Raw genomic sequence first — 24164 nt, 5'->3', positions numbered from 1 at the left:
CATGGACTTCCTCGAACCTGCCTTCATGCAGCGGGCGCTCCTCGCGGCCGTCCTCGTCGGCATCACCGCGCCCGCCGTCGGCATCTACCTCGTCCAGCGCCGCCAGGCGCTGATGGGCGACGGCATCGGCCACGTCGCCATGACCGGTGTCGGCCTCGGCTTCCTCCTGAACTCCAGCCCGGTCTGGATGGCGACCCTGGTCGCCGTCGCCGGCTCGGTCGCCATGGAACTGATCAGGGCGTACGGGAAGACCCGCGGCGACCTGGCGCTCGCGCTGCTCTTCTACGGCGGCATGGCCGGCGGCGTCCTGCTGATCAACCTGTCGCCGACCGGCTCCAACGCCAACCTCAGCTCGTACCTCTTCGGTTCGCTGTCCACGGTCTCCACCGAGGACGTCACGGCGATCAGCGTCCTCGCCGGCTTCGTGGTCCTCGTCACGGTCGGCCTGCGCCGCCAGCTCTTCGCGGTGAGCCAGGACGAGGAGTTCGCCCGGGTCACCGGCCTGCCGGTGCGCGCCCTGAACCTGCTGATCGCGGTCACGGCCGCGGTCACCGTCACCGTCGCCATGCGGGTCGTCGGCCTGCTCCTGGTCAGCGCGCTCATGGTGGTGCCGGTCGCGGCCGCCCAGCAGCTGTCGAAGTCCTTCCGCATGACGTTCGTCCTCGCGGTGGCGACCGGCATCACCGTCACCCTGGCGGGCACGGTCACCTCGTACTACCAGGACGTCCCGCCCGGCGCGACGATCGTCCTGTACGCGATCGGGATCTTCATCGTCCTGACCCTGCTGGCCGCTCCGCTCGCCAAAAGGCGGGCGAAGGCCGCCGAGCGGGCCATCGCCGATTGCGACGCCCGGTGCGTCCCGGACACCCGGCGACCGACGGACGACGTGAAGGTCTGATCCACGACTGATCCCGGGGGCGCGGGGGGCTGGCAGAATGGCGGGGCAGACAAGCATCCAAGGAGGCCCCCGTGGCGACGGCAGGACCCCCCGTACGCGGCCGCTCGACCAAGCAGCGGGCCGCCGTGTCGGCGGCGCTGAACGAGGTGGACGAGTTCCGCAGCGCCCAGGAGCTGCACGACATGCTCAAGCACCGCGGCGACTCCGTCGGCCTCACCACCGTCTACCGCACGCTCCAGTCCCTGGCGGACGCGGGCGAGGTGGACGCGCTGCGCACCAGCGACGGCGAGACGGTCTACCGCCGCTGCTCGACCGGCGACCATCACCACCACCTCGTCTGCCGCGTCTGCGGCAAGGCCGTGGAGGTGGAGGGCCCCATGGTCGAGCAGTGGGCCGAGACCATCGCCTCGGAGCACGGCTTCGTGAACGTGGCGCACACCGTCGAGATCTTCGGCACCTGCGCCGACTGCGCCGAGAAGTGACCTGACATACGGCGGCCGAGCGACCTGACATACGAAAGGGCCCGCACCGAGCGGATTCGGTGCGGGCCCTTCGCGTACGCGCTCTCACATCCGGGCGATGTTCCGGTCGAGCACCGCACGGAGCCGGTCGACGTCCGCGGGGCCGGCGAGGCCGCGCTTGGGCAGCGCCGCCACGCCCGCGGCGCCCTTGTCGGCGGACAGCAGGACGAACTGGGTGGGCGTCTCGACGTACCGGGCCATCAGCTGCCAGCGGCCCGTGACCTCGCTGTCGCGGGTCACCCAGCGGACCCCCTCCTCGCCGACGCTCGCCCGGTGCTCCCCTTGCCGTTCGATCATCGGGTACGTCACCCGGGCGACGAGCCGCGGCATGAGCGGCCGCAAGACGGCGGCGAACAGTCCCAGCGAGACCATCAGCGCCACCGGCCCGGTCTCCGCCCCGCCGGGGCCGGTCAGCATCAGGGCCACGGCCAGGAACGCCAGGCAGGCCGCGAACGGCAGCACCCACCGCATCCACCGGAACGAGCCGTACCGCAGCTGCACCCGCACGGCGTCCACGAGGTCCTCACGCGTCGGCGTGTACACCAGCTCCATCGTCATCCCCAGCCCCCGGTCCCGGCTCAGGCCTTGTCGAGGACGGCCAGGTCTGCCGGGTCGACGCCGCCGAAGCGGCGGTCGCGCTGGGCGTACTCGATGCAGGCGCGCCAGAGGTCGCGGCGGTCGAAGTCGGGCCACAGCACGTCCTGGAAGACCATCTCGGCGTACGCGCTCTGCCAGATCAGGTAGTTGGAGGTGCGCTGCTCGCCGCTGGGACGCAGGAAGAGGTCGACGTCCGGCATGTCCGGGTAGTACAGGTACTTCTGGATGGTCTTCTCGGTGATCTTCGCGGGGTCGAGCCGACCGGCCTTCACGTCCTCCGCGAGCGCCTGCGCGGCGTCCGTGAGTTCGGCGCGTCCGCCGTAGTTCATGCAGAAGTAGAGCGTCAGCTTGGTGTTGTCCTTGGTCTGCTCCTGCGCGACCTGGAGCTCCTTGGCGACCGACTTCCACAGCTTCGGCATCCGGCCCACCCAGCGGACCCGGATGCCGAGCTCGTCGAGCTGGTCGCGGGTCTTGCGGATGAAGTCGCGGTTGAAGTTCATGAGGAAGCGCACCTCCTCGGGGGAGCGCTTCCAGTTCTCGGTGGAGAAGGCGTACAGCGAGATCGACCCGACGCCCATCTCGATCGCGCCCTGGAGCACGTCGAGCACCTGCTCGGCGCCGACCTTGTGGCCTTCGGTGCGGGGCAGGCCGCGCTCCTTGGCCCAGCGGCCGTTGCCGTCCATGACGATCGCGACGTGCTCCGGGACGAGCTCGGACTGCAGCTTCGGCGGGCGCGCACCGGACGGGTGCGGCTCGGGGGTCCTGTACTCCCGACGCTGGCGCCCGAGGAGTCGTGCGATGGCCATGGGTCGTCTCTCCTAGGTCTTCTCTACGTAACGCAGGGAGCGCAGGCCGCGCTCCAGGTGCCAGTGCAGGTAGGCGGACACGAGTCCGCTGCCCTCCCTGACGTGACGCGGCTCGCACGCGTCCGCCGTCGCCCAGTCGCCGGTGAGCAGCGCGCTGAGCAGGCCGATGGCCTCCGAGGAGGGTACGACGCTTCCGGGGACCCGGCAGTCGCCGCATATGACTCCACCCGCGGCGACCGAAAAGAACCGGTTGGGACCGTGGATGCCACATTTCGCACAGTCCTCGAAGCTGGGCGCGTAGCCGTTCACGGCGAGGGAGCGGAGGAGGAAGGCGTCGAGGATGAGGTGGGGCGCGTGCTCGCCCCTGGCGAGCGTCCGCAGGCCGCCCACCAGCAGCAGGTACTGCTGCACCGCGGGTTCGCCCTCGTGGTCGGTGAACCGTTCCGCCGTCTCCAGCATGGCCGTGCCCGCGGTGTACCGGGCGTAGTCGGTGACGATGCCGCTGCCGTACGCGGCGATGGTCTCGCTCTGCGTGCAGAGCGGCAGCCCGCGTCCGACGAGCTCACTCCCCCGGGCGAAGAACTGCACGTCCACGTGCGAGAAGGGTTCGAGTCGCGCCCCGAACTTCGACTTCGTCCGGCGCACGCCGCGCGCGACCGCGCGTACGCGGCCGTGACCGCGCGTGAGGAGGGTGATGATGCGGTCCGCTTCACCCAGCTTCTGGGTGCGCAGCACGATGCCGTCGTCGCGGAACAGACTCATGCGCCCATTCTCCCGTACGGCGCCGACAGTCGAGCCCGGGGCGGGAAGTCGGCCCGCGGGGAGACGCAGGTCACATCGGGCCGTGTCACAGGGGCCCGGGCCGTCTCGTCTCAGGGGTTGTCACCAGCGAGCGACACCCACGAAGGAGCACCCCATGGACGCGCGACTCGACCTCCTCGCCAGCCCCACCGTCGGCAAGGCCTTCAAGCACCTGCTGGCGGCGGGCAAGGCGGTCAAGGAGTCGACGGTGCCGGCCGCGACGCAGGAGCTGGTGGCGCTGCGCGTGAGCCAGATCAACGGCTGCGCGGTCTGCATCGACATGCACACCAAGGACGCGGCCCACGCGGGCGAGACCCCGCTGCGGCTGAACCTGGTGGCGGCCTGGCGCGAGGCCACCGTCTACACCGAGGCCGAGCGGGCCGCCCTCGAACTCGCCGAGGAGGGCACCCGCACCGCCGACGCGGCCGGCGGCGTCAGCGACGAGGTCTGGGCGCGCGCCGCCCTCCACTACGACGAGGAACAGCTGGTCGCCCTCGTCATGCACATCGGCTTCATGAACCTGGCGAACCGCCTGAACGTCATCACTCGGCAGCCCGCCGGCGACTACGTGCCCGGGCAGTTCCACTGAAGGCCGCCCCACATCTGGATGATCATGGTGCGTCCGCGTCACGCCGGCGCGCAACACGGACGCGGACGCACCGCAACGGGGAAACGGGGAGAGGAAGCCGTCATGAGCGAGGACGACGTCATGGGCAAGGTCGAGGAGTTCGAGGAACTGCGCCCCCTGCTGTTCTCGATCGCCTACCGCATCCTGGGCAGCGTCAGCGAGGCCGAGGACGCCGTGCAGGAGACCTGGCTCCGCTTCGACGCCTCCCCCACCCGCCCCACCTCCACCAAGGCCTTCCTCTCCACCACCATCACCCGCCTCTCCATCGACGTCCTCCGCTCCGCCCGCGTCCGCCGCGAGGAGTACGTCGGCCCCTGGTTCCCCGAACCCCTCCTCACCGACCCCTACCAGGACCCGGTCCGCTCGGTGGAACTCGCCGACTCCGTCTCCATGGCCGCGCTCCTCCTCCTCGAACGCCTCAGCCCCCTCGAACGGGCCGTCTTCCTCCTCCGCGAGGTCTTCGCCTTCGACTTCGAGGACATCGCCGCCGCCGTCGACCGCTCCGAGGCCGCCTGCCGTCAGCTCCTCGTCCGAGCCCGCCGCCACATGCACGACGGCCGCCCCCGCTTCGAAGCCGACCGCCAGGAACGCCAGGAACTCGCCGACCGCTTCTTCGACGCCCTCCGGACCGGCGACATCGGCGGACTCCAGACCCTCCTCTCCGCCGACGTCCAGCTCGTCGGCGACGGCGGCGGCAAGGCCCCCAACTTCGCCCGCACCATCCACGGCGCCGACAACGTCTCCCGCCTCCTCGGCTCCGTCTTCCCCTCGCTCCTCGCCCTCGACATCACCTGCGAGCCCCGCGACATCAACGGCCAGCCGGGCGCCATCTACCGCGACCGCGACGGCCGCGTCCTCCAGGCCCTCGCCCTCGACGTCCTCGACGGCCACATCCAGACCATCCGCGCCGTCCTCAACCCCGACAAGCTCGCCCACCTCGGCCCCGTCGCCGACGCCTGGGCCATCACCCGCGAAGTCCAGCAGATCCGCCGCCGCGGCCACACGTCCTGACCGCGCGCACGGGAACGGGCCGGTACGCACTCCGCGTACCGGCCCGTTCCCGCGCATACGGTGCCCCTCAGGGCACCTCTCCCCTGCTCCGCGCGTTCGCGTGCGCCGTCGCGGCGCTCAGCCGCTCCGACGACGTCGCCTCCCGCACCTCCTCCGGCTCCACGTCCCACTCCCGCCCGCCCCCCAGCGGCCGGATCTGGACGTACGGCCCCTCATGCCCCATCACCGTCCCCACCCGCCCGGTGCTGATCTCCACGACGTACGACCCGATGGGCAGCGTCACGTTCGACTCTCCTCCCTCGGCAGTACGGCGGCCGCGAGCAGCCGAGCCGTTTCCACCGTGCAGCATCCCGATTCCACGAGCGGCCTCGGCGGCTCGGCCGCGAGCGTGACGACGCCAAGCCCCTGCGACGGCAACCTGATTCCGGCCCTCGCCAACGCCTCGCGCAATTCCGCCACCGCCTCCTGTGCGGCTCCGACTGCCCCCGTGGTCGTCTTCTTGATGTCTTCCTTCACCAACGTATGCCTTTCTGAATCCATTTCCCGCTTCGCCTCTCCAGGGTGGGGGCAGATCCGTAGAATCGGCAGACGCGCGGTCTGTACAACTGCGGCGCAGGATTGGGGAGTTAACCCATGGCCAAGACCAGGCGAAACAAGGCGTGGGAGTACTTCGGCGAGGCCCTGAAGGAACGCCGAGAGGACGCCGGGCCCACGCGGGGCGAGCCGGCCGCCCTAATGTTCGTTTCGGGCGCCTAATCGGACTGTTCGAGCAGGGAATTCGAAAGCCGCAGCTGGACGTGGCGAAGCGGATCGACGCCGCCCTGCAAACCGGCGGTTTTTTCGAACGGACGGTATGCCAAGTCGTCAACAAGTCGCCGTATGGCTCCTATTTCCACGAGGTGGCGGAGCCGGAGGCGGTGGCGACGAGGATCCGCGAGTTCGCACCGACGGTGCTGCCGGGCCTCGGCCCCGAGGCCATGGCCGCCCGACTCGACCCCATCGTGTCTCTGATCCGGCAGCACCGCGTCCTGGTGACCGTCGTGCCCCGACATCGGCCGGCTGGTCGTCACGCTCCTGAGGGGCTGACCCGCCCCGCCGGCCGCCTCCCGCCGACCCCTCGTAGAGCACCCTCAGGCCGCGCGGTACGCGCCGATCTCGTCGACGTACGCCACCCCACCCTGCCGCCGTGCCCATTTCACTGGACAGGGTGCATTCCGCCGGACAGCCGTCAAGCGAATGCGCACGGTGGCCAAGGGCTTCACCGACCGTCAGACCGCCCTTTACGATCGCGCCATGTCGATCATGTCGCCGATACCCGCCCTCCCGGGCCCCCGGGGCACCGGTCTGCGCGTCGAGGGCGAGGCCCTGCTCCTGCGTACGGCTCAGGAGGAGGTGCACATCCCGCTGATGGCGGTCGGCCGGGTCCGCGCCGAGGGAAGGGCCGTCGCCGTCGAGCTGGCCGCCCTGACCGGGGCGACGCCGGCCGTGTACCGGCTGGAGGAGGTGGACGGGGCGGCCGCGGCGGCGTTCGCCGACGCCGTGAACGGGGCCCTGCCGGAGCGGTCCGAGCCGGTCGACGGCATCACGTACATATCGGGCAACCGCCTGGCCGACCTGCATGCCGTGCGGCTCTTCCGCAGGCTGAAGCGGGGGGCACTCCACGGCCTCCTCGTGATCGTCGCCCTCTGCGTGCTCGTGTGCGTCACGGGGCACCCGGTCGCCCTGATCGCGATCATCCCGGGCGGCCTCTTCGGGCTGCTGTTCCTGATCCTCGGCGCGGGGGGCGCGTACCCGCCGTACGAGGAGTGGTACCTGCGCAAGCGCGGGGTCACGGTCGCCGCCGACCGGGTCTCCGGGGAGCCGGGCACCTACGTGTACGTCGACCCGATGGGGCTGCACCGCACCGTGCGGAAGTTCGCCCCCGCGTGGACCATCGACGTCGCCTATGACCCGCGGGACCCGGGGCGCGTGGTCGTCCTGCGGACCCGGGCCATGTGGTGGCTGGACGTCACCCTGGCGTCGACGGGTCTCCTCATCGGCCTCCTCGGCGCCGCCGGCGCGGTCACGGCCACGGTCATGGCGCTCCTCGGCGTCGGCGGCTTCTGAGCGCCCACGCGCTCATTCATGCACTCGCTTATGGACGCCATAAGTCCGCCTTATGAGTCCATAGACCGGGCCCGGGTACCACTCCGTGAAAGAAATTATTTAGGGTGACCTAAGTGTCGGCGGCTTCGCCGCCACGTCGCTTGCGAAGGGAATCCCGTCATGCCCCGCCCCCTCCGGGTCGCGATCGTCGGCGCCGGCCCCGCCGGCATCTACGCCGCCGACGCGCTGCTGAAGTCCGACGCCGCCGCCGAGCCGGGCGTGTCCATCGACATCTTCGAGCGGATGCCCGCCCCCTTCGGCCTGATCCGCTACGGCGTGGCGCCCGACCACCCGCGCATCAAGGGCATCATCACCGCGCTGCACCAGGTGCTCGACAAGCCGCAGGTCCGCCTGTTCGGCAACGTCGACTACGGCACCGACATACACCTGGACGACCTGCGCGCCTTCTACGACGCCGTGGTCTTCTCGACCGGCGCCATGGCCGACCGCGAGCTCCGCATACCCGGCGTCGAGCTCGACGGCTCGTACGGCGCCGCCGACTTCGCGTCCTGGTACGACGGCCACCCGGACGTCCCGCGCACCTGGCCCCTGGAGGCCGAGAAGGTCGCCGTCCTGGGCGTCGGCAACGTGGCGCTCGACATCGCCCGCATCCTCGCGAAGACGGCGGACGAGCTGCTGCCGACCGAGATCCCTGCGAACGTCTACGAGGGCCTCAAGGCCAACAAGGCCCTCGAAGTGCACGTCTTCGGCCGTCGCGGCCCCGCGCAGGCGAAGTTCAGCCCGATGGAGCTGCGCGAGCTCGACCACTCACCGAACATCGAGGTCATCGTCAACCCCGAGGACATCGACTACGACGAGGGCTCGATCGCCGAGCGGCGCAAGAACAAGCAGACCGACATGGTCGCGAAGACCCTGGAGAACTGGGCGATCCGCGACACCGGCGACCGCCCGCACAAGCTCTTCCTGCACTTCTTCGAGTCGCCCGTCGAGATCCTCGGCGAGGACGGCAAGGTCGTGGGCCTGCGCACCGAGCGCACGGAGCTCGACGGCACCGGCAACGTCAAGGGCACCGGCGCCACCACCGACTGGGACGTCTCCGCCGTCTACCGCGCGGTCGGCTACCTCTCCGATGAGCTCCCGAAGATCCCGTGGGACACCACGACCGGCACCATCCCCGACCAGGGCGGCCGCGTGATCGAGGAGTCCGGCGAGCCCATGGCCTCCACGTACTGCACCGGCTGGATCCGGCGCGGCCCCGTCGGCCTCATCGGCCACACCAAGGGCGACGCCAACGAGACCGTCGCCAACCTCCTGGACGACTTCGCCAACGGCCGTCTGCTGACGCCCGAGACCCCCGAGACGGACGCGATCGTGTCCTTCCTGGAGGGCAAGGGCCTCACCTACACGACGTGGGAGGGCTGGTACGCCCTCGACGCGGCCGAGAAGGCGCTGGGCGAGCCGCAGGGCCGCGAGCGCGTGAAGATCGTCGAGCGCGAGGACATGCTGCGCGCCAGCGGCGCGATCCAGTAGTCGCGGCAGTCACGCCCGAGGGCCCCCGACCTGTCGGTCGCGGGGCCCTCGGGCGTTCCCGGTCCTACCCTGAAAGGACCGGGAAGAGGTGAGGGCCATGTCCGCACCGGTGACGCACACGGCCACCGCCGCCGACGGAACCACCACGGCCGGGTCGGCGGACGTGGTCGAGCGGGCCCGTGAGGCCGCCGGCCGGGAGTCCTGGGCGGAGGTGTACGCGCTGCTGCACGCCCACGACCGGCACCCCTCGCGCGCGCTGACCGCCGACGACCTGTCCGCGCTCGCCGACGCGGCCTGGTGGTCGGGGCACGTCGACGAGTCCGTCACCGCCAGGCTCCGCGCGCACGCCGCCTTCCTCGCAGCCGGCGACCACCGGGGCGCCGGGCTCGCCTCCTGGTGGCTGTACTTCGAGTACCGGGGTCTCGGGCGGCCCGCGGCGGCCTCCGGCTGGCTCCACCGGGCCAGGCACCACCTGGCGGACCTGCCCCCGTGCCCCGAGCAGTGCTTCCTCGCCTGGACGGACGCCGAGGAGGCCGAGCAGCACGGCGACCGGGCCGCGGCCCTCGCCGCCGCCCACCGGATGACCCGCCTCGCCCTCCGCTCCGGCAGCCCCGACCTGCTCGCCCTGAGCCGCCAGGCCGAGGCCGCCGTCCTCCTCGCCGACGGCCGCCGCGCCCAGGCCCTCGCCCTCCTCGACGACGCCATGTGCGCCGTCTCCGCCGGGGAGCTCACCGGCATGTTCACGGGCTGGCTCTACTGCCTCGCCCTCACCCAGTGCATGGAGGCCGCCGACCTCGGCCGCGCCGTGGAGTGGACGAACGCGGCGATGGAGTGGTGCGCGCCGCCGTGGTCGGGCCGCTCGACGACGGACGCGGCCGCCGGCCCGGCCGCGTCCCCGGCCCCCCTCCCCATGACCGTCCCCTCCGGCGAGAACCCCTTCCGGGGCGTCTGCAGAGCCCACCGCGTGGAGGTCCTCGACCTGCTCGGGGCGTGGGAACCGGCCGAGGCGGAGGCCCGGCTCGCGTGCCGGGAGGTGCCGGTGGACTGCCTGGAGTCGGCGGCGGCCGCGTACTACGCCGCCGGGGACGTGCAGCGACGGCAGGGCCGGCTCGACGCGGCCGCGGTGTCGTACGCCCACGCGCACGAGCTGGGCCGGATCCCGCAGCCGGGGCTGGCGCTGCTGCGCCTGGCGCAGGGCCGGGCCGACGCGGCGGTCGCGGGCGTCGAACTGGCGCTCGCCTGCCAGAGCGACCCGCGCCACGACCTCCTGGGCCGGGCCCGGCTGCTCGCCGCCCGCACCGAGGTGGCCCTCGCCGTCCGGGACGTGGCCGGTGCGACGGAGGCGGCGGCGGACCTGGACGCGCTGGCCGCGGACGTGCCCCTGCTGCGGGCGATGGCCGACACGGCGGCCGGCGCGGTCGCCCTGGCCTCCCACGGGGCCGCGCTGCCGCCGCTGCGGCGGGCGCTCGCCGGATGGCTGGAGCTGCGGGTGCCGTACGAGGCCGCGCAGGTGCGGATGCTGCTCGCGGCGGCCTGCCGGGCGGCGGGCGACGAGGAGGCCGCCCGGCTGGAGCTGGGCGCCGCGCGGGCCGTGTTCGAGCGGCTCGGGGCCGTGCCGGACGCCCGGCGCGCGGCGGCGCTGCTCTCCGGCGGGAAGCGGCGGCGGCTGCCCGGCGGTCTGACCGCCCGCGAGGCGGAGGTCCTGCGGCTCGTCGCCGCCGGCGGCACCAACCGGGACATCGCCCACGCCCTGGTGATCAGCGAGCACACCGTGGGCCGTCACCTGAACAACATCTTCGCCAAGCTCGGCGTCGGCTCCCGTGCCGCCGCCACGGCCTACGCGTACGCGCACGACCTGGTCTGACGCGGCGGGCCGCGCCATGGGCCGTACAACCCATGCGGCGCCCGGACCGCCCATGGGCGGTCCGGGCGATGCGGGCCCGCGGCCCACGGGGCTACACCGGATCCATGACCACCACGACCAACTCCCTGGACACGCTTCGCGGTGCCGCGCGCGGCACCGTCGTGACGCCCGGCGACCCGTCGTACGACGTCTCCCGCCGGGTCTACAACGCCCTGCACGACCGCCGGCCGGCCGTCGTCGTCCACGCCGTGGACGCCGGTGACGTGATCGCGGCGGTGCTGTACGCCCGGGAGCACGACCTTCCGCTCGCCGTGCGGGGCGGCTCCCACTCGGTCGCCGGCTTCGGCACCGTGGACGACGGCCTCGTGGTCGACCTGTCCCGGATGCGGGGCGTGCGGGTCGATCCGAAGGCCCGTACGGCCCGCGCCGAGGGCGGCGCCACCTGGGGCGACTTCAACCACGCCACCCACGCCTTCGGGCTGGCCACGACCGGCGGGGTGGTCTCCACGACCGGCCTCGGCGGCCTGACGCTCGGCGGCGGCATGGGGCACCTGGCCCGCCGCTGCGGACTGAGCTGCGACAACCTGGTCGCGGCGGACGTGGTGACCGCCGAGGGCGCGCTCGTGACCTGCGACGCCGAGCGGAACGCGGACCTGTTCTGGGCGCTGCGCGGCGGCGGCGGGAACTTCGGCGTCGTCACCTCGCTCGCCTACCGGCTGCACCCGGTCGACGTGGTCTTCGGCGGGATCACCTGCTACCCGCTGGACGGGGACGTGGCACGCGCCTGGCAGGCGATGAACGCGGCGGCGCCGGTCGAGCTCAACTCGATCTTCGTGATCGCGCTCGGCCCCCAGGAGCCGTTCCTGCCGGAGCGCTGGCACGGCCGCCCGATCTGCGCCGCGTTCACCTGCTTCACCGGTTCGGTGACGGAGGACGAGAAGGTCCTCGCCCGCCTGGACGGGCTCGGCCCGGTCGTCGGCCGGTTCATGGACCGGATGCCGTACCCGGTGATCAACACCCTCTTCGACGAGCAGCTGCCGCCGGGGCTCCACCACTACTGGAAGGGGAACTTCAGCCGTGAGCTCTCCGAGGGCGCGATCGCGGCCCACGTGGCGTACGGCGAGACGATGCCGTCGCTGGAGTCGGACACGGCGATCTTCCCGATCGACGGGGCATGCCACGAGGTGGGGCCGCAGGACACCGCCTTCGCCTACCGGGACGCCGTCTTCTCGCACTCCTTCGGCGGCACCTGGACCGACCCGGCGGACTCCGAGCGGAACATCGCCTGGACCCGTGCCTACGACGAGGCGCTGCGCCCGCACACCCAGGAGGGCGGGTACGTGAACTTCATGGACACCGACGACCAGGACCGGGTGCGGGTCAACTACCGCCAGAACTACGACCGGCTCCGCACGGTCAAGCGCCGCTACGACCCCGACAACGTGTTCCGGCTCAACCAGAACATCGCCCCGTAGACCGGGGCCTACGACACCGTCCGCGCCGAGTCGAGGAGGCGGACGGTGTCGTCGGGGGCGAACGCGAGGGCGTTCCCGACGGTCCCGAGGACCTCCATCTCGGTCGGGCTGTAGGGCCCGTCGGCGAGGGCGATCCGCGCGGCCTGGACCAGGATCGACTCCCGGCCGGCGGGCGCGAGGTGCGGGGTGAGCGGCTCCAGGGCCTCGTGGAGCTCGATCGCGAGGAGCGTGCCCTCGGGGTTCACCTCGGGCATGAAGCGCCCCGTGTCGGCGGCCAGGGCCTCGACGAGGTCGACGAGCTGGACGGCCGTGCACTCGGCGAAGCCGGCCGACCGGACGGCGGTGACGGCCCGGTCGAGGACCGCGCGGGAGTCCGTGCCGCCGGCCGCGAGCACGGCCAGGGCGACGGTGTGCACGCCGTCCCTCAGCATCGCCGAGAAGCGGCTCGTCGTCGGGTGGTCGAGGACCTCGGTGCCGAAGTGCGTGTGACAGGCCGCGCATTCGACGACGGGGCCCGTACAGCCCCGGGGCAGGACCGGGACGCCCAGGACGGCGAACCTGCGGCGGCCGGTGCGCCGCCGGTAGTTGCGGTCGCCCCCGCACTCCTCGCAGAAGAACTCGCCGTCTCCGACGGTGTTCCAGGAGGTGCGGATTCCGCAGACGCCCACTTTCCCACCACGTGAATTCCGGGCAGACCGCATACGCACCTCCTCAACGGCCCGGCTGCACTGCCGGCGTTGGCGTGATGTTAGCCACATCCTTGATGTGACGTCAGCACCCCGTAGGGAGTTCACCGTGGAGTTGGCCGAGACACGTCACCCTGCCGGAAGCCTCAGGAGGCGCGGCGGCGACGCTTTCCGAAGGCCAGGAAGCCCCCGCCGATGACGACGGCGGCGGCCGCGGCCCCGATCGCGCCAGGACCGATGGCCGATCCCGTGGTCGCGAGATCACCCTCCGGAGTGGCGGACGGCGCCGGCGTCGGGGTGGCGGCCGGGGCGGTGGTGCTGTCGCCCGGAGTGGCGGGCGCGGAGGGGGACGCGGAGCCCCCGGGCGTCTCGGACGCGCCGGGCGTCGCGCCGCCCTCGCCGGGGGTGGCCGGCGGGGTGGGGGCGGGGGTGTCGGTCGGCTTCGGCGCCTCCGGGGTGACGACCGGGCCCGGCGTCGGCTCTCCGGGCAGGCAGCCGGTGAAGTTCATCTGGTGGGTCTCGGCGCCGGGCACGGTGACGAGCTCCTCGGCGATGACGGAGCCGTTGACGTGCCCGGGGCCGATGTTCTTCCCGCCCATCTCGACCTTGGCGTCCGGCGCGAGGATGGCGCCCGGCCACGAGGTGTGGTTCTTCTTCACGCTGTCGGCCTGCGGGAAGTTCCACAGCAGCTTGGAGCGGATCTGCCGGTACTCGTCGCGCGGCACGGCGTAGTCGTCGATGACGGGGGTGCCGCCGTCGAGGTTCCGGTAGTAGACGCCGTACGTGGCCGAGGCGCTCATGTCGTACGAGGTGCCGAGCACGTTCACCAGGGTCGAGGAGCCGACCGGGACGTCCAGGGTGATCGCGCGGAACTTCTCCAGGTCGGCGGCGTTCACGGCGAAGACGTTCTGCTTCGGGTCCGTGCCGGTGAGGAAGATGCCGTCACCGGAGGTGGAGACCGTGCCGTTGGGCTTCGTCGCGGCCCAGCCGGCGGACAGCGCGCGCAGCCGCGTGAACTCCTTGCCGAAGTCCACCGGGGAGGCGCCCTTGGCGTGCGGGCCGTCGACGGCGAAGCCGGCGCCCTTCGCCGAGCGGTCGTCGAGTGCTCCGTACACGCCCGAACCCTTGGTGATCACGACCTGGTTGGCGTGGAGGGTGCCGCCGACGACGAGGCTGTGGCCGCCGGGCAGCTTCGCCAGGTCGGCGCCGGTCAGCTTGTTGCCGACGGAGAACCCCTGGCCGACCTTCGCGTCGCCGAAGAAGGCGTCGCCGCCGACCGCGACCGCGCCCTCGGAGTCCGAGTGGCGGGTGGAGTCCTTCTCGACGAACTCGGCGTACAGGCCGGCCGTTCCGAGCGGGTTCGTCGCGCACTCCGTGGAGGTCGTGGCGGAAGCGGCGGGGGCCCAGGCGAGGGCGGCACCGGTCACCGCGAGAACGGCGGCCACGGCAGCGGTCGTGCGCATGCGAAACTCCAGGTCAGGGAGGTACGGGGAGGGCGCGTGGGGGGTGTGTCCGAGCGGACGAGCCGACCTTCCGCCATTCCCCGATGTGCCGTCAACTCACCTGATATGGCGCCGATTCCGGCATGCCGGGATGATCTTCCTTAAGCGAACCTGAAACCGTGACGCGGCTCACACGCGAAGGCCGCCCCGGCTCCTCCGTGAGGAGGGGCGCGGGGCGGCCTTCGGGCGCGGTGCGGGTCAGCGGGCGGAGCGGTTGACCGCCGAGATGACCGCCTTCAGGGAGGCGCGGGTCGTGTTGGCGTCGATGCCGATGCCCCACAGGACCTGGCCGTCGATGGCGCACTCGATGTACGAGGCGGCCTGCGCGGAGGCGCCCTCGCTCATGGTGTGCTCCTGGTAGTCCAGCAGGCGGGCGTCCACGCCGATGGACTGCAGCGCGGCGAAGAACGCCGAGATCGGACCGTTGCCGGAGCCCGTCAGGACGGTGTCGACGCCGTCCACGACCGCCTCGACGGTCAGCGTGTCCGTGCCGTCGGTGTCCGAGGTGGACTGGCCGGAGCGCAGCTGGATGCGGCCCCAGGCGTTGTCCGGGTTGGGCAGGTACTCGTCCTGGAAGACGGCCCAGATCGCGGCCGGCGTGACCTCGCCGCCCTCGCTGTCGGTCTTCTGCTGGATGATCTTCGAGAACTCGATCTGCATCCGGCGGGGCAGGTCCAGCTTGTGGTCGTTCTTCAGGACGTACGCGATACCGCCCTTGCCGGACTGCGAGTTGACCCGGATGACGGCCTCGTAGGAGCGGCCGACGTCCTTCGGGTCGATCGGCAGGTAGGGAACGGCCCACTCGATGTCGTCGACGGTGACGCCCTTGGCGGCCGCGTCGGCCTCCATCGCGTCGAAGCCCTTCTTGATGGCGTCCTGGTGGGAGCCGGAGAAGGCGGTGTAGACCAGGTCGCCCGCGTAGGGGTGGCGCGGGTGGACCTCCATCTGGTTGCAGTACTCGCTCGTGCGGCGGATCTCGTCGATCTGCGAGAAGTCGATCTGCGGGTCGACTCCCTGGCTGAACAGGTTCATGCCCAGGGTGACCAGGTCGACGTTGCCGGTGCGCTCGCCCTGGCCGAACAGGCAGCCCTCGATGCGGTCGGCGCCGGCCATGATGGCCAGCTCGGCCGCCGCGACGGCCGTACCGCGGTCGTTGTGCGGGTGGACGGACAGGCAGACGTGCTCGCGGCGGGTCAGGTTCCGGGACATCCACTCGAACCGGTCCGCGTGCGTGGACGGCGTCGAACGCTCCACGGTGGCGGGCAGGTTGAGGATGATCTCCCGGCCCGGGCCGGGCTGCCAGACGTCACAGACCGCCTCGCAGACCTCCAGGGCGAAGTCCAGCTCGGTGTCGGTGAAGATCTCGGGGCTGTACTGGTAGCCGAAGGTCGTCTCCGGGCCCAGCAGCTTCTCCGCGTACTCCATGACCAGACGGGTGCCGTCCACGGCGATCTGCTTGATCTGCTCCTTCGAACCGCGGAAGACGACCCGGCGGAACGTGGGGGCGGTGGCGTTGTACAGGTGGACGGTGGCGCGCTTGGCGCCGACCAGGGACTCCACGGTCCGCTCGATCAGGTCCTCGCGGGCCTGGGTCAGTACGGAGATGGTGACGTCGTCCGGGATCGCGCCCTCTTCGATGATGGAGCGCACGAACGCGAAGTCGGTCTCGCCGGAGGACGGGAAGCCGACCTCGATCTCCTTGTAGCCCATGCGGACCAGCAGGTCGAACATCTCGCGCTTGCGGGCCGGGGACATCGGGTCGATCAGTGCCTGGTTGCCGTCACGCAGGTCGGTGGACAGCCAGCGGGGCGCCTTGGTGATGCGCTGCTCGGGCCACGTGCGGTCGGGGATGACCACGGCCTCGTACCGGCCGTACTTGTGGATCGGCATGCCGGACGGCTTCTGCAGCTGCGTCGCGTTGGTGACGGGCGTGGGGCGGCTGACGAAAGGCGACTGGGTCATTGCGTAGGGCTCCTCGGGTCCAACGGGAGGGACGGCCGACTGTCGAACGCAACACCAGGTCCCGCGGGGAGGGGGTCGGCCTACGACTACAGGCCCTCGCCGCGGCAGCTAAGGAGAAGCAGCCCGAAACGCATGATGTGCGTCACCATAGCCCAGGTCCGTGGAAGGCGGACGTCCTGTTTCAGTATGCGGGACGGCGGCCGCGTCAAGCCCGAAAGGTGACTCATCACTCCATTTCGCCAATCTTCGTCTCTCCTCGTGACAGTCGCACCACGCAGTGCCACATTGCTGGGATGACTCCCCAGACGTCCGCCTTCTGCTCGATCGTGCCGCCCCACCTCCTGGAGCACCTGGCCCGCTCCTCGAACCCGGCCGTCGCCGCCGCCGCCCGCCGCACCCTGGTCGCCGACGCCGCCGCCCGTACGTTCCGGGTGCTGCCGCTGCCCGGCGCCGCCCCGACGCTCGCCCCCGGCGACGCCGGCAAGCCGCACCGGACCGTCCACGACTGCGCGCGCGGCACCGACCTGCCGGGCACCAAGGTCCGGGGCGAGGGCGAGGAGGCGGTCGCCGACGCCACCGTCAACCGGGCCTACGCCGGCCTCGGCGCCACCTTCGACCTCTTCCTGAACGCCTACGGCCACGACTCGATCGACGGCTCCGGACTGCCGCTGATCGCCTCCGTCCACTACGACGAGAACTACGGCAACGCCTTCTGGAACGGCGAGCAGATGGTGTTCGGCGACGGCGACGACGAGATCTTCCTCGACTTCACGCTGCCCGTGGACGTCATCGGGCACGAGCTCGCCCACGGCTTCACCCAGTACACGGCGAACCTGGAGTACTTCAGCCAGTCCGGCGCCCTCAACGAGTCGGTCTCCGACGTCTTCGGCTCCCTCGTCAAGCAGTACGCCCTCGACCAGAGCGCCGAGCAGGCCGACTGGCTCATCGGCGAGGGCCTCTTCCACCCGAACGTGGAGGGGACGGCGCTGCGCTCCATGAAGGCCCCGGGCACCGCGTACGACGACGACGTCCTCGGCAAGGACCCGCAGCCCGGCCACATGGACGACTACGTCCGCACGGGCCGCGACAACGGCGGGGTGCACATCAACTCCGGCATCCCCAACCACGCCTTCTACCTGGTCGCGACCGAGCTCGGCGGCAAGGCCTGGGAGCGGGCCGGGCAGATCTGGTACGACGTGATGACCGGCGGCACCCTCGCCCCCGAGACCCGGTTCGACGAGTTCGCGGCGGCCACGGTGGCCGCGACCCGCGCCCGGTACGGCGAGGGCGAGGAGATCCAGGCCGTCCTGAAGGCCTGGACGGCGGTGGGGGTGCCCACCGACTGACCGGCTGGTAGACAGGGGCCATGCGGATTCGAGTGCGACGCACGGGCGGTTTCGCGGGCATCGAGCGGTCGGCGGAGGTGGCGGTCACGGACCCCGAACTGGAGGCCCTGGCCGCCACCGTCCTCGCCGACGGTGACGGCGACGTCCGGGGCGTGCCGGACGGCTTCTCGTACGAGATCACCGTCGACGGCCGCACGGTCCGCTGCTGCGACCCCAGGCTCACGGACGCGCAGAGGACCCTCGTCACGAGGGTCCTCAAGGAAGGCGCGTAACCGCTAGCGGGAGGCGCGGCGCCAGAACCTGTTCTGCCTGACCTTCAGGGACCAATGGGTGTCGGCGCTGGTGAGCTGCACGAGCAGAGGCCCCTCGGGCAGGGGACGCGTGTCCCGGATGATCCTGCCCGCCTCGTTGGCGAGCAGGTGGCGGCGGCCGTCCGGCTCGTAGCCCTCCACGCAGATCCACTCATGGCCCAGCCTCGAGTGGAGCTGGGAGGTGAGCAGGCCGGCGGGGCCCGTGTGGAGCAGCACGTCGGAGCCCCGCCCCTTGGCGGAGCCGTCGAGGACCTCCAGGGTGCTCACCGGCCGGACGGCGATCGTCCACGAGGCGTCGGAGGTGCTCACGCGCAGGCGCAGCGGGGCCTTGCCGTCGTGGTGCATGCACCGGCGGCCCTCGTAGTCCTCGAGGGTCGTGTTCGCGAGCAGTGTGCCGCCGCCTTCGTCCTTCTCGTCGATGCTGCGCACGTTGAAGAAACTGTCGCCCTTCCGGGTCGCCTCGACGATGACGTATCCGGCCGGGATCGGCACGTCGACGGTGATGTCGGCCTTGCCCTCGCCACTGCGGACGAACTCCGGGAAGTCCTGTCCGAAGAGCTCGGCGTCCGACCGCGGACCGGTCCGCGGGGGTCGCTGTACGGGGACCCGCGGCGTTGTCCGTACGGAGGCGGCCCCGGCCTCGGCCTCCCTCACCTTGGCGAGGAGCTCCTCGGGGATGGCCTCCGGAGCGGCGTCGCCGGAGACGGGCTCGTCGGCCGGGGCGGGCTCGTCGTCGTGCGCGGGATCGTCGTCGGGGGCGGGATCCGGGTCCCTGCCCACGATGCCGAAGTCCTCTGCGAGGCCGACGAGGCCGGAGTCCCACCCCTGGCCCACGGCGCGGAACTTCCACGCCCCGTCGCGCCGGTAGAACTCGCCGAGGACGAACGCCGTCTCGGTGCTCGCGTCGTCGACCTCGTACAGCGCGAGCTGCTCGCCGGTGGCGGCGCTGACCGTCCGGATGTGGAGGCCCGGCACCTGGCCGAACGTCCCGTCCTCGCTGGACGCGGTGATCACGATGCGCTGGACGGCGGGCTCCACGAGCGCGGTGTCGATCTCCAGCCAGTCGGCGACCCGCTGCTCCTCGTCCCGCACCTGCCCGCTCAGGCGCACCGCGCCGGACGCGTGCGCGGGCTGGTTGTAGAAGACCAGGTCGCCGTCGCCCCTGACCCTGCCCGAGGCGTCGAGCAGCAGGGCCGAGGCGTCGACCTCCGGCACCCCGTCACCGGCGGCCCGCCGGACGACCGCGACCCGCCACGCCTGCCCGGGGACCGGCAGGTTTCCCCCCTTGACGATCTCTGTCACGGCGCCATGCTGACACGCGCCCCCGGAGGCTGCCTAGGACGGTTTCCGGAAGCCGGGCTAGAAGCCCAGCTTGCGCAGCTGCTTGGGGTCGCGCTGCCAGTCCTTCGCGACCTTCACGTGGAGGTCGAGGAAGACCGGGGTGCCGAGGAGCGCCTCGATGTGCTTGCGGGACTTCATGCCGACCTCCTTGAGGCGGCTGCCCTTGGGGCCGATGATGATGCCCTTCTGGCTGGGGCGCTCGATGTACACGTTGGCGTGGATGTCGAGCAGCGGCCGGTCCGCGGGGCGGTTCTCCCGCGGGATCATCTCCTCGACGACCACCGCGATCGAGTGCGGCAGCTCGTCCCGTACGCCTTCGAGCGCGGCCTCGCGGATCAGCTCCGCGACCATGACCTGCTCCGGCTCGTCCGTGAGGTCGCCCTCCGGGTAGAGCGGCGGGGACTCCGGGAGGAGCGGGATGAGCAGGTCGGCGACGAGCTGGACCTGCTTGTCGCCGACGGCCGAGACCGGGACGATCTGCTGCCACTCGAAGCCCAGCTCCTTGCCGAGCTGGTCGACGGCGATCAGCTGCTCGGCGAGCGTCTTGGAGTCGACCAGGTCTGTCTTGGTGATGATCGCGACCTTCGGGGTCTTCTTGATCGCGGCGAGTTCCTTGACGATGAACTTGTCGCCGGGGCCGAGCTTCTGGTCGGCGGGCAGGCAGAAGCCGATCACGTCGACCTCGGCCCAGGTGGTGCGGACGACGTCGTTGAGCCGCTCGCCGAGGAGGGTGCGCGGCTTGTGGAGGCCGGGGGTGTCGACCAGGATCAGCTGCGCGTCCGGGCGGTGCACGATGCCGCGGACGGTGTGCCGGGTGGTCTGCGGCCGGTTCGAGGTGATGGCCACCTTCTGGCCGACCAGAGCGTTCGTGAGGGTGGACTTGCCCGCGTTGGGGCGGCCGACGAAGCAGGCGAAGCCGGCCCGGTGGACGGCTTCGGTTTCTTGGTTGCGAGCGCTCATGGGGGCCATTGTCCCCGATGAGCGCCCGCGTCACGCACTCAGTGCCCGGCGGCGCCGTATCCGCAGGCCGAGGAGGCCGGCCGCGGCGCCCGTGACGAGGACCGCGGCGGCGAGCCAGGGCAGGGCGAGGAAGGACACCGCGCCGGTCTCCTTCACGTCCTTCGCGGTCGCCGTGAGGGTGATGTCGCCCCAGTCGAACTGCGGGGAGCCGGTCCAGCGCTCGGTGAGCCGGATCTTCTGGCGGGGCAGCAGCTCGGCGGGCACCTCGGCCAGGTCGCGGTCGAGGAGGGTGCGGCCGAAGAGGCCGCGGGCCTTGAGGGCGACCTTGGGGTTGAGGGTGACGTTGCCCCGGTTGTGCAGGGTGTAGGAGACGACGGCGCTGCTCGTGCGGGTGCCGGGGACGAGCGGCCGGTCCTGGTCGAGGGTGACGTCCTCGACGGCGAGCGCGGGGACGGTCGGCCCGTTGACCCGGAGGTAGAGGCGGGCGGCGACCGCCCGCTGCACGCCGACGGCGACGGTGCCCTTCCCGCCGGGGCTGACCCGCTCGTCGAGCGCGACGAGGGCTCCGGGGTGGTCGCCGGGGTCCGCGTCGGCGGGGACGGCGAGCGTGTACGCCACGGTGACGGCGGAGCGCGGCGGGACGGTGACCCGGGTCCGCTCGGGCTTGATCCAGGCGCCGGCGCCGGTCTGCCGCTCCGCCTGGGTGCGGACGGCGAAGCCGCCGTCCCGGTCCGTGTTGTAGGCGTCGGCGCCGTACAGCCGGAAGGTGAGCGGGGCGGCGGTCTTGTTGGTGACGGTGACCCGGTCGGTGAGGGTGCTGCCGGGGTCGGCGGAGAGGAAGAAGTAGGGGCGGCTGCCGAGCCGGGCGGCGGCCGGGTAGACGGCCCACTCGCCGTTCTCGGCGGCCTCCGCGCTCGGTGCGAGGGCGAGCAGCGCGAGGAGGGTGCTCAGGAGGAGGACGTACGGCTTGGTGCGCACGGGTGCGGAACCCCCCGGGGGTGCGGAGACGGAGCGGGCCGGCCGGGTGCGCGCCCGGCCCGCGGGTGGTCAGGACAGCGTCAGCGTGAGGACGCCCGCGTACGAGCCGGGCGCGGTGAACGCCGGGACGTCGAGGGAGAGTCCCGCGTCGACGGTGAACTCACCGCCTGTGAGGGTGCCGTTCGGGGTGGAGGCGAGGGTCGCGCCCCCGCTGCCGACCGGCCCGGCCGAGCCGGCCGAGCAGGCGCTGGGGCTGCCGGCCTTGGCGGTGCAGGCCGGCGTCCAGCTGAGGTTCCCGGCGCCGATGGCTCCGCCGGGCCCGCTGAAGTCGGTGACCTTGCCGGTCAGGGACCAGCCCGCGGGGCCGCCGCGGAAGTCCTTGACGGTCACCGTCTGCAGGGCGCCGGTGGCCGCGCCGCCCGCGCCGAAGTCGACCGAGGACAGCTGGACGGCGTCCCCGGCCTGGGTCATGGACAGTTCGCCCGCGGTGACGGCCGCCGTGATCGTCTGGCTGTTCGGCGGTGCCGGGACGATGACCTTGTACGCGGCGGGTCCGGCGCCCTTCTCCGGGTCCCAGGCCGCGCCCTCGTACGCCACGATCCCGGTGGTCGCCGGGTCGTTGACCTTCAGGCGCGCGGCGAAGCCGCCCTCGGCGTCGGTCGTGACCGTCATCCGGTCGGCGGTCTCCGCCCCGCCGGCCCGGCCCACGACGGTGACCTCGGCGAGCGGGGTGAACTTGGAGCCGCTGACGGTCACCCGGACGCCGGGGTCCCCGGACGCGCTGTCGAGCTGGAGCGTGCGCGTGTTGGGGTTGGTGACGGGGCTCGCGACGACCGTCTCGGAGACCGGGGCGGGCGGGTTGAGCACCGTACAGGGGGTGTCCAGCTCCATGAGGTAGCTGGTGTGGATGTTGTAGTCGCCGGGCGAGAGCGTGATCGAGCCCGCCGCGGTGGCCGTGAAGGTGCCCGTCATGGAGAAGGCCGGGAAGGAGCCCTTGCCGGGGACCGGCGGGTTCTTCTTGGGGCCGGTGACGGTGACCTGGCCGGTCTGGGCGCCGCCGAGGACCACCTTGCCGCTGGGCGTCATGATGTCGGCCGGGAGAGCGAGGTCGACGGGGTTGGACGCGGCGGGCTTGGTGACCGTGTAGGTCACGGTCACGGTCTCGCCGACCTTGGGGCTGGGCTTGTCGACCGTGATCTCGGCGGTGGTGACGCCCTCGATCGGCGGGATGCCGGCGATGGGCGGCGGGACGCAGCGGGTCGGGAATTCCACCGACTGCGAGGTGGTCGTCGCGCCCGCCGGGGCGGCGAGCGCGCCGCCGCCGACCGCGAGGGCGGTGGCGCCGAGGACGGCGGTCCAACGCCGTCTTCGGGCCGCCGCCCGGGATCGGTTGAGTGCCATGGGTGTGCCCCCTCCTGAGGGATGAGTGGGCGCCATTGACGGCTGCGGGCGGAGAGAAGTCAATGGGATCGGGACCCATTGACTGATGACCCATCAGATAATGTCAAGATCGACGAACGGGAGACGTTTCCCCAGCTCAACGGTGGTGCGGACACGACAGAGACCGGTGCCACCGAAGGCGACACCGGTCCTTTGTGGAGAGGGCTCAGCTGAAGACGAACGGGCCGGGCGACTGCGACGTCAGCGCGTCACAGTTCACCGTGACCCCGAAGATCACCATCTTGAGGGCGACCCCCGCGAAGTACGAGTTGAGGCTGTCGCCCGAGGCCACGGTCCCGCTCAGCGGGCCGATGACGACGGACTGCCCGGCACCGAGCGCCGGGTTCTTCTTGCCGGTGAAGACCCGGGTGCCGCCGCCGCCCTTGGCCATCGTCAGCGTGGCGTTGATCGTATCGGCACCGACCGGGATCGGTGTCGTGACGGCCGAGGTGACGGTGATGGTCGCGGCGGTGCCGCTCTGCGTGGCCGTGAGGGTGGCACTGCCACCGCCCCAGCTGCCGCAGTCGTACGTCGCCGTGGCGCTGCCCGGAGCGACGGCGCCGGCCGTCGGCGCGAAGGCGAGTCCGGCGGCCGCCAGCGCCCCGCTGACGACCGCGACGGTCCCTAAGGTGCTTCTGCTTCTCATGGCGAGTTCGTACCCCTTCCGATGAAGAACGCAGGGGTGCGGGCACTGCGTGATTGGCGAACATCCGACGGTCCGTCAGGCGAACCGATGCCATTGATGCGCAGACGACCGGGGAAGGCAAGAGAAGTTGCGGTGATCCTTCACAAACGCGCAAGGACCCGGCGGGCGGCCGGGTCCTCGATGCCTCGGGGGCGCCGTGCGACCAGGCGCCGCGAGCCCGGCACGATCCGAGGGGCAGGACCTAGCCGGCGGTGACAGCGGTGCGCAGCCGCCCGTCGGGGCCGGCGAGCAGGACGGGGGTCCCGGGGCCGCCGAGGTCCCGTACGGCGGCGCGGTCCTCGTCCGAGGCGGCCTCGGCGTTCGACACGACGGCCGCCGCCTCCAGGGACTGGGCGCCGCTGGCCACGGCCATGGCCACCGCGGTCCGCAGCGCGCTCAGCTTGAGCGACTCCAGCTCCACGGTGCCGGCGACGTACGTCCGGCCCGTCTCGTCGCGCACGGCCGCGCCCTCGGGCACGCCGTTGCGGGCGCGGGCGCTCCGCGCCAAGGTGATGATCTTGAGGTCCTCGGCGCCGAGGTCGCCGTGCTCGCTGCTGAGTGTCATGCCCCGAGCATAGGTCGGGGCCCACGCCCGGCCGTCCGGCGTCTCAGTCCTCGGCCACCTCGTCTCGACCTTCGACCGGCCGGCGGCGCGACCGGGGGCCGGACCGTCTCGGCACTCGCCCGGACCGTCTCGCCCCTCGGCCGGACCTTCC

General features: G+C 71.9%; 24 protein-coding genes. 10 read left to right on the top strand and 14 right to left on the bottom strand.

The genetic code is table 11. The features are described 5' to 3' along the window. The first annotated feature begins 1 nt into the window (after window position 1). Together OO54_RS02225 and OO54_RS02220 are read left to right on the top strand one after the other, a co-directional pair. Window positions 2-898 (top strand): metal ABC transporter permease, encoded by an 897-nt coding sequence (locus OO54_RS02225; RefSeq protein WP_033201155.1) that lies wholly within the window; start codon window positions 2-4, stop codon window positions 896-898. A gap of 71 nt (window positions 899-969) precedes the next feature. Further along, window positions 970-1380: a Fur family transcriptional regulator gene (locus OO54_RS02220; RefSeq protein WP_033201154.1), complete on the top strand. Its 411-nt coding sequence runs from the start codon at window positions 970-972 to the stop codon at window positions 1378-1380. An 84-nt stretch (window positions 1381-1464) separates the two neighbouring features. On the opposite strand, the gene OO54_RS02215 is transcribed toward OO54_RS02220, so the two are convergent. From OO54_RS02215 to recO, 3 genes are read right to left on the bottom strand one after another with little or no spacing between them, the layout of a single operon-like run. Next, on the bottom strand, window positions 1465-1977 hold the full coding sequence (locus OO54_RS02215) for a YcxB family protein (RefSeq protein ID WP_033201153.1): 513 nt from the start codon (window positions 1975-1977) through the stop codon (window positions 1465-1467). Between the two features lie 20 nt (window positions 1978-1997). Then, the gene (locus tag OO54_RS02210) at window positions 1998-2822 is read right to left on the bottom strand and encodes an isoprenyl transferase (RefSeq protein WP_033201152.1); all 825 of its coding nucleotides are present in this window, start codon (window positions 2820-2822) and stop codon (window positions 1998-2000) included. A 12-nt stretch (window positions 2823-2834) separates the two neighbouring features. Further along, window positions 2835-3584 (bottom strand): DNA repair protein RecO, encoded by a 750-nt coding sequence (gene recO, locus OO54_RS02205; protein WP_017239231.1) that lies wholly within the window; start codon window positions 3582-3584, stop codon window positions 2835-2837. 154 nt (window positions 3585-3738) lie between these two features. Between recO and OO54_RS02200 the strand changes: the two genes are divergently transcribed. Both OO54_RS02200 and OO54_RS02195 read left to right on the top strand, forming a co-directional pair. Continuing rightward, window positions 3739-4212 carry a carboxymuconolactone decarboxylase family protein gene (locus OO54_RS02200; protein WP_033201151.1) on the top strand — a complete coding sequence of 158 codons (474 nt, stop codon included), beginning with the start codon at window positions 3739-3741 and terminating at the stop codon, window positions 4210-4212. 120 nt (window positions 4213-4332) lie between these two features. Next, window positions 4333-5262 (top strand): RNA polymerase sigma-70 factor, encoded by a 930-nt coding sequence (locus tag OO54_RS02195; RefSeq protein ID WP_033201205.1) that lies wholly within the window; start codon window positions 4333-4335, stop codon window positions 5260-5262. A 67-nt stretch (window positions 5263-5329) separates the two neighbouring features. Here OO54_RS02195 and OO54_RS02190 read toward each other — a convergent pair whose 3' ends face one another. Both OO54_RS02190 and OO54_RS02185 read right to left on the bottom strand, forming a co-directional pair. Continuing rightward, on the bottom strand, window positions 5330-5545 hold the full coding sequence (locus OO54_RS02190; RefSeq protein WP_033201150.1) for a hypothetical protein: 216 nt from the start codon (window positions 5543-5545) through the stop codon (window positions 5330-5332). Then, a complete protein-coding gene (locus OO54_RS02185; protein WP_234439476.1) occupies window positions 5542-5778 on the bottom strand; it encodes a hypothetical protein in 237 nt (78 codons plus the stop codon). Before OO54_RS02185 ends, OO54_RS02190 begins: the two co-directional genes overlap by 4 nt. A gap of 777 nt (window positions 5779-6555) precedes the next feature. Between OO54_RS02185 and OO54_RS02170 the strand changes: the two genes are divergently transcribed. The 4 genes from OO54_RS02170 to OO54_RS02160 all read left to right on the top strand — a co-directional run bounded on the left by OO54_RS02170 (window position 6556) and on the right by OO54_RS02160 (window position 12237). After that, a complete protein-coding gene (locus OO54_RS02170) occupies window positions 6556-7368 on the top strand; it encodes a hypothetical protein (RefSeq protein WP_157856428.1) in 813 nt (270 codons plus the stop codon). A 159-nt stretch (window positions 7369-7527) separates the two neighbouring features. Beyond that, window positions 7528-8898, top strand: a complete 1371-nt coding sequence (locus OO54_RS02165) for an FAD-dependent oxidoreductase (protein ID WP_033201147.1) — start codon at window positions 7528-7530, stop codon at window positions 8896-8898. Between the two features lie 97 nt (window positions 8899-8995). Further along, entirely contained in the window at window positions 8996-10762 is a 1767-nt protein-coding gene (locus OO54_RS42220) for a helix-turn-helix transcriptional regulator (RefSeq protein WP_051786654.1), read from the top strand. A gap of 104 nt (window positions 10763-10866) precedes the next feature. Then, on the top strand, window positions 10867-12237 hold the full coding sequence (locus tag OO54_RS02160; protein WP_033201146.1) for an FAD-binding oxidoreductase: 1371 nt from the start codon (window positions 10867-10869) through the stop codon (window positions 12235-12237). Window positions 12238-12245: 8 nt separating this feature from the next. Here OO54_RS02160 and OO54_RS02155 read toward each other — a convergent pair whose 3' ends face one another. The 3 genes from OO54_RS02155 to leuA all read right to left on the bottom strand — a co-directional run bounded on the left by OO54_RS02155 (window position 12246) and on the right by leuA (window position 16387). Then, window positions 12246-12938 (bottom strand): TerB family tellurite resistance protein, encoded by a 693-nt coding sequence (locus OO54_RS02155; RefSeq protein WP_033201145.1) that lies wholly within the window; start codon window positions 12936-12938, stop codon window positions 12246-12248. 131 nt (window positions 12939-13069) lie between these two features. Continuing rightward, window positions 13070-14386 carry a choice-of-anchor A family protein gene (locus tag OO54_RS02150; protein WP_033201144.1) on the bottom strand — a complete coding sequence of 439 codons (1317 nt, stop codon included), beginning with the start codon at window positions 14384-14386 and terminating at the stop codon, window positions 13070-13072. Between the two features lie 237 nt (window positions 14387-14623). After that, window positions 14624-16387, bottom strand: a complete 1764-nt coding sequence (gene leuA, locus OO54_RS02145; protein ID WP_033201143.1) for a 2-isopropylmalate synthase — start codon at window positions 16385-16387, stop codon at window positions 14624-14626. 293 nt (window positions 16388-16680) lie between these two features. Between leuA and OO54_RS02140 the strand changes: the two genes are divergently transcribed. Together OO54_RS02140 and OO54_RS02135 are read left to right on the top strand one after the other, a co-directional pair. Then, on the top strand, window positions 16681-17733 hold the full coding sequence (locus OO54_RS02140) for a M4 family metallopeptidase (RefSeq protein WP_033201142.1): 1053 nt from the start codon (window positions 16681-16683) through the stop codon (window positions 17731-17733). A gap of 20 nt (window positions 17734-17753) precedes the next feature. Then, window positions 17754-18005 carry a protealysin inhibitor emfourin gene (locus tag OO54_RS02135; protein ID WP_033201141.1) on the top strand — a complete coding sequence of 84 codons (252 nt, stop codon included), beginning with the start codon at window positions 17754-17756 and terminating at the stop codon, window positions 18003-18005. Window positions 18006-18008: 3 nt separating this feature from the next. Here the strand turns inward: OO54_RS02135 and OO54_RS44850 are convergent, their stop codons facing one another. From OO54_RS44850 to OO54_RS02105, 6 genes are all read right to left on the bottom strand, one after another. Further along, window positions 18009-19346, bottom strand: a complete 1338-nt coding sequence (locus OO54_RS44850; RefSeq protein ID WP_051786653.1) for a TerD family protein — start codon at window positions 19344-19346, stop codon at window positions 18009-18011. A 57-nt stretch (window positions 19347-19403) separates the two neighbouring features. Then, complete coding sequence (gene era / locus OO54_RS02125) at window positions 19404-20354, bottom strand: GTPase Era (RefSeq protein WP_017239245.1); 951 nt, start codon at window positions 20352-20354, stop codon at window positions 19404-19406. A gap of 21 nt (window positions 20355-20375) precedes the next feature. Beyond that, the gene (locus tag OO54_RS02120) at window positions 20376-21323 is read right to left on the bottom strand and encodes a WxL protein peptidoglycan domain-containing protein (RefSeq protein ID WP_033201140.1); all 948 of its coding nucleotides are present in this window, start codon (window positions 21321-21323) and stop codon (window positions 20376-20378) included. A gap of 69 nt (window positions 21324-21392) precedes the next feature. Beyond that, the gene (locus tag OO54_RS02115) at window positions 21393-22724 is read right to left on the bottom strand and encodes a beta-xylosidase (RefSeq protein WP_033201139.1); all 1332 of its coding nucleotides are present in this window, start codon (window positions 22722-22724) and stop codon (window positions 21393-21395) included. A 205-nt stretch (window positions 22725-22929) separates the two neighbouring features. Next, on the bottom strand, window positions 22930-23409 hold the full coding sequence (locus OO54_RS02110) for a hypothetical protein (RefSeq protein ID WP_033201138.1): 480 nt from the start codon (window positions 23407-23409) through the stop codon (window positions 22930-22932). A 241-nt stretch (window positions 23410-23650) separates the two neighbouring features. Beyond that, window positions 23651-24013: a cytidine/deoxycytidylate deaminase family protein gene (locus OO54_RS02105; protein WP_017239248.1), complete on the bottom strand. Its 363-nt coding sequence runs from the start codon at window positions 24011-24013 to the stop codon at window positions 23651-23653. Between the last annotated feature and the right edge of the window lie 151 nt (window positions 24014-24164).

It is taken from the genome of Streptomyces wedmorensis (assembly GCF_000716445.1).
Taxonomy (GTDB): Bacteria; Actinomycetota; Actinomycetes; order Streptomycetales; family Streptomycetaceae; genus Streptomyces; species Streptomyces wedmorensis.
Note: the sequence above shows the minus strand (reverse complement) of the source record. Positions and strands in the feature narration are given on the sequence as shown.

Excerpts from the sequence above, each read along its gene's own strand:
- OO54_RS02225 (WP_033201155.1), top strand. The coding sequence starts at position 2 with ATGGACTTCCTCGAACCTGCCTTCATGCAGCGGGCGCTCCTCGCGGCC.
- OO54_RS02215 (WP_033201153.1), bottom strand. The coding sequence starts at position 1,977 with ATGACGATGGAGCTGGTGTACACGCCGACGCGTGAGGACCTCGTGGAC.
- OO54_RS02210 (WP_033201152.1), bottom strand. The coding sequence starts at position 2,822 with ATGGCCATCGCACGACTCCTCGGGCGCCAGCGTCGGGAGTACAGGACC.
- recO (WP_017239231.1), bottom strand. The coding sequence starts at position 3,584 with ATGAGTCTGTTCCGCGACGACGGCATCGTGCTGCGCACCCAGAAGCTG.
- OO54_RS02200 (WP_033201151.1), top strand. The coding sequence starts at position 3,739 with ATGGACGCGCGACTCGACCTCCTCGCCAGCCCCACCGTCGGCAAGGCC.
- OO54_RS02195 (WP_033201205.1), top strand. The coding sequence starts at position 4,333 with ATGGGCAAGGTCGAGGAGTTCGAGGAACTGCGCCCCCTGCTGTTCTCG.
- OO54_RS02170 (WP_157856428.1), top strand. The coding sequence starts at position 6,556 with ATGTCGATCATGTCGCCGATACCCGCCCTCCCGGGCCCCCGGGGCACC.
- OO54_RS02165 (WP_033201147.1), top strand. The coding sequence starts at position 7,528 with ATGCCCCGCCCCCTCCGGGTCGCGATCGTCGGCGCCGGCCCCGCCGGC.
- OO54_RS42220 (WP_051786654.1), top strand. The coding sequence starts at position 8,996 with ATGTCCGCACCGGTGACGCACACGGCCACCGCCGCCGACGGAACCACC.
- OO54_RS02160 (WP_033201146.1), top strand. The coding sequence starts at position 10,867 with ATGACCACCACGACCAACTCCCTGGACACGCTTCGCGGTGCCGCGCGC.
- OO54_RS02155 (WP_033201145.1), bottom strand. The coding sequence starts at position 12,938 with ATGCGGTCTGCCCGGAATTCACGTGGTGGGAAAGTGGGCGTCTGCGGA.
- OO54_RS02150 (WP_033201144.1), bottom strand. The coding sequence starts at position 14,386 with ATGCGCACGACCGCTGCCGTGGCCGCCGTTCTCGCGGTGACCGGTGCC.
- leuA (WP_033201143.1), bottom strand. The coding sequence starts at position 16,387 with ATGACCCAGTCGCCTTTCGTCAGCCGCCCCACGCCCGTCACCAACGCG.
- OO54_RS02140 (WP_033201142.1), top strand. The coding sequence starts at position 16,681 with ATGACTCCCCAGACGTCCGCCTTCTGCTCGATCGTGCCGCCCCACCTC.
- OO54_RS02135 (WP_033201141.1), top strand. The coding sequence starts at position 17,754 with ATGCGGATTCGAGTGCGACGCACGGGCGGTTTCGCGGGCATCGAGCGG.
- era (WP_017239245.1), bottom strand. The coding sequence starts at position 20,354 with ATGGCCCCCATGAGCGCTCGCAACCAAGAAACCGAAGCCGTCCACCGG.
- OO54_RS02115 (WP_033201139.1), bottom strand. The coding sequence starts at position 22,724 with ATGGCACTCAACCGATCCCGGGCGGCGGCCCGAAGACGGCGTTGGACC.
- OO54_RS02110 (WP_033201138.1), bottom strand. The coding sequence starts at position 23,409 with ATGAGAAGCAGAAGCACCTTAGGGACCGTCGCGGTCGTCAGCGGGGCG.
- OO54_RS02105 (WP_017239248.1), bottom strand. The coding sequence starts at position 24,013 with ATGACACTCAGCAGCGAGCACGGCGACCTCGGCGCCGAGGACCTCAAG.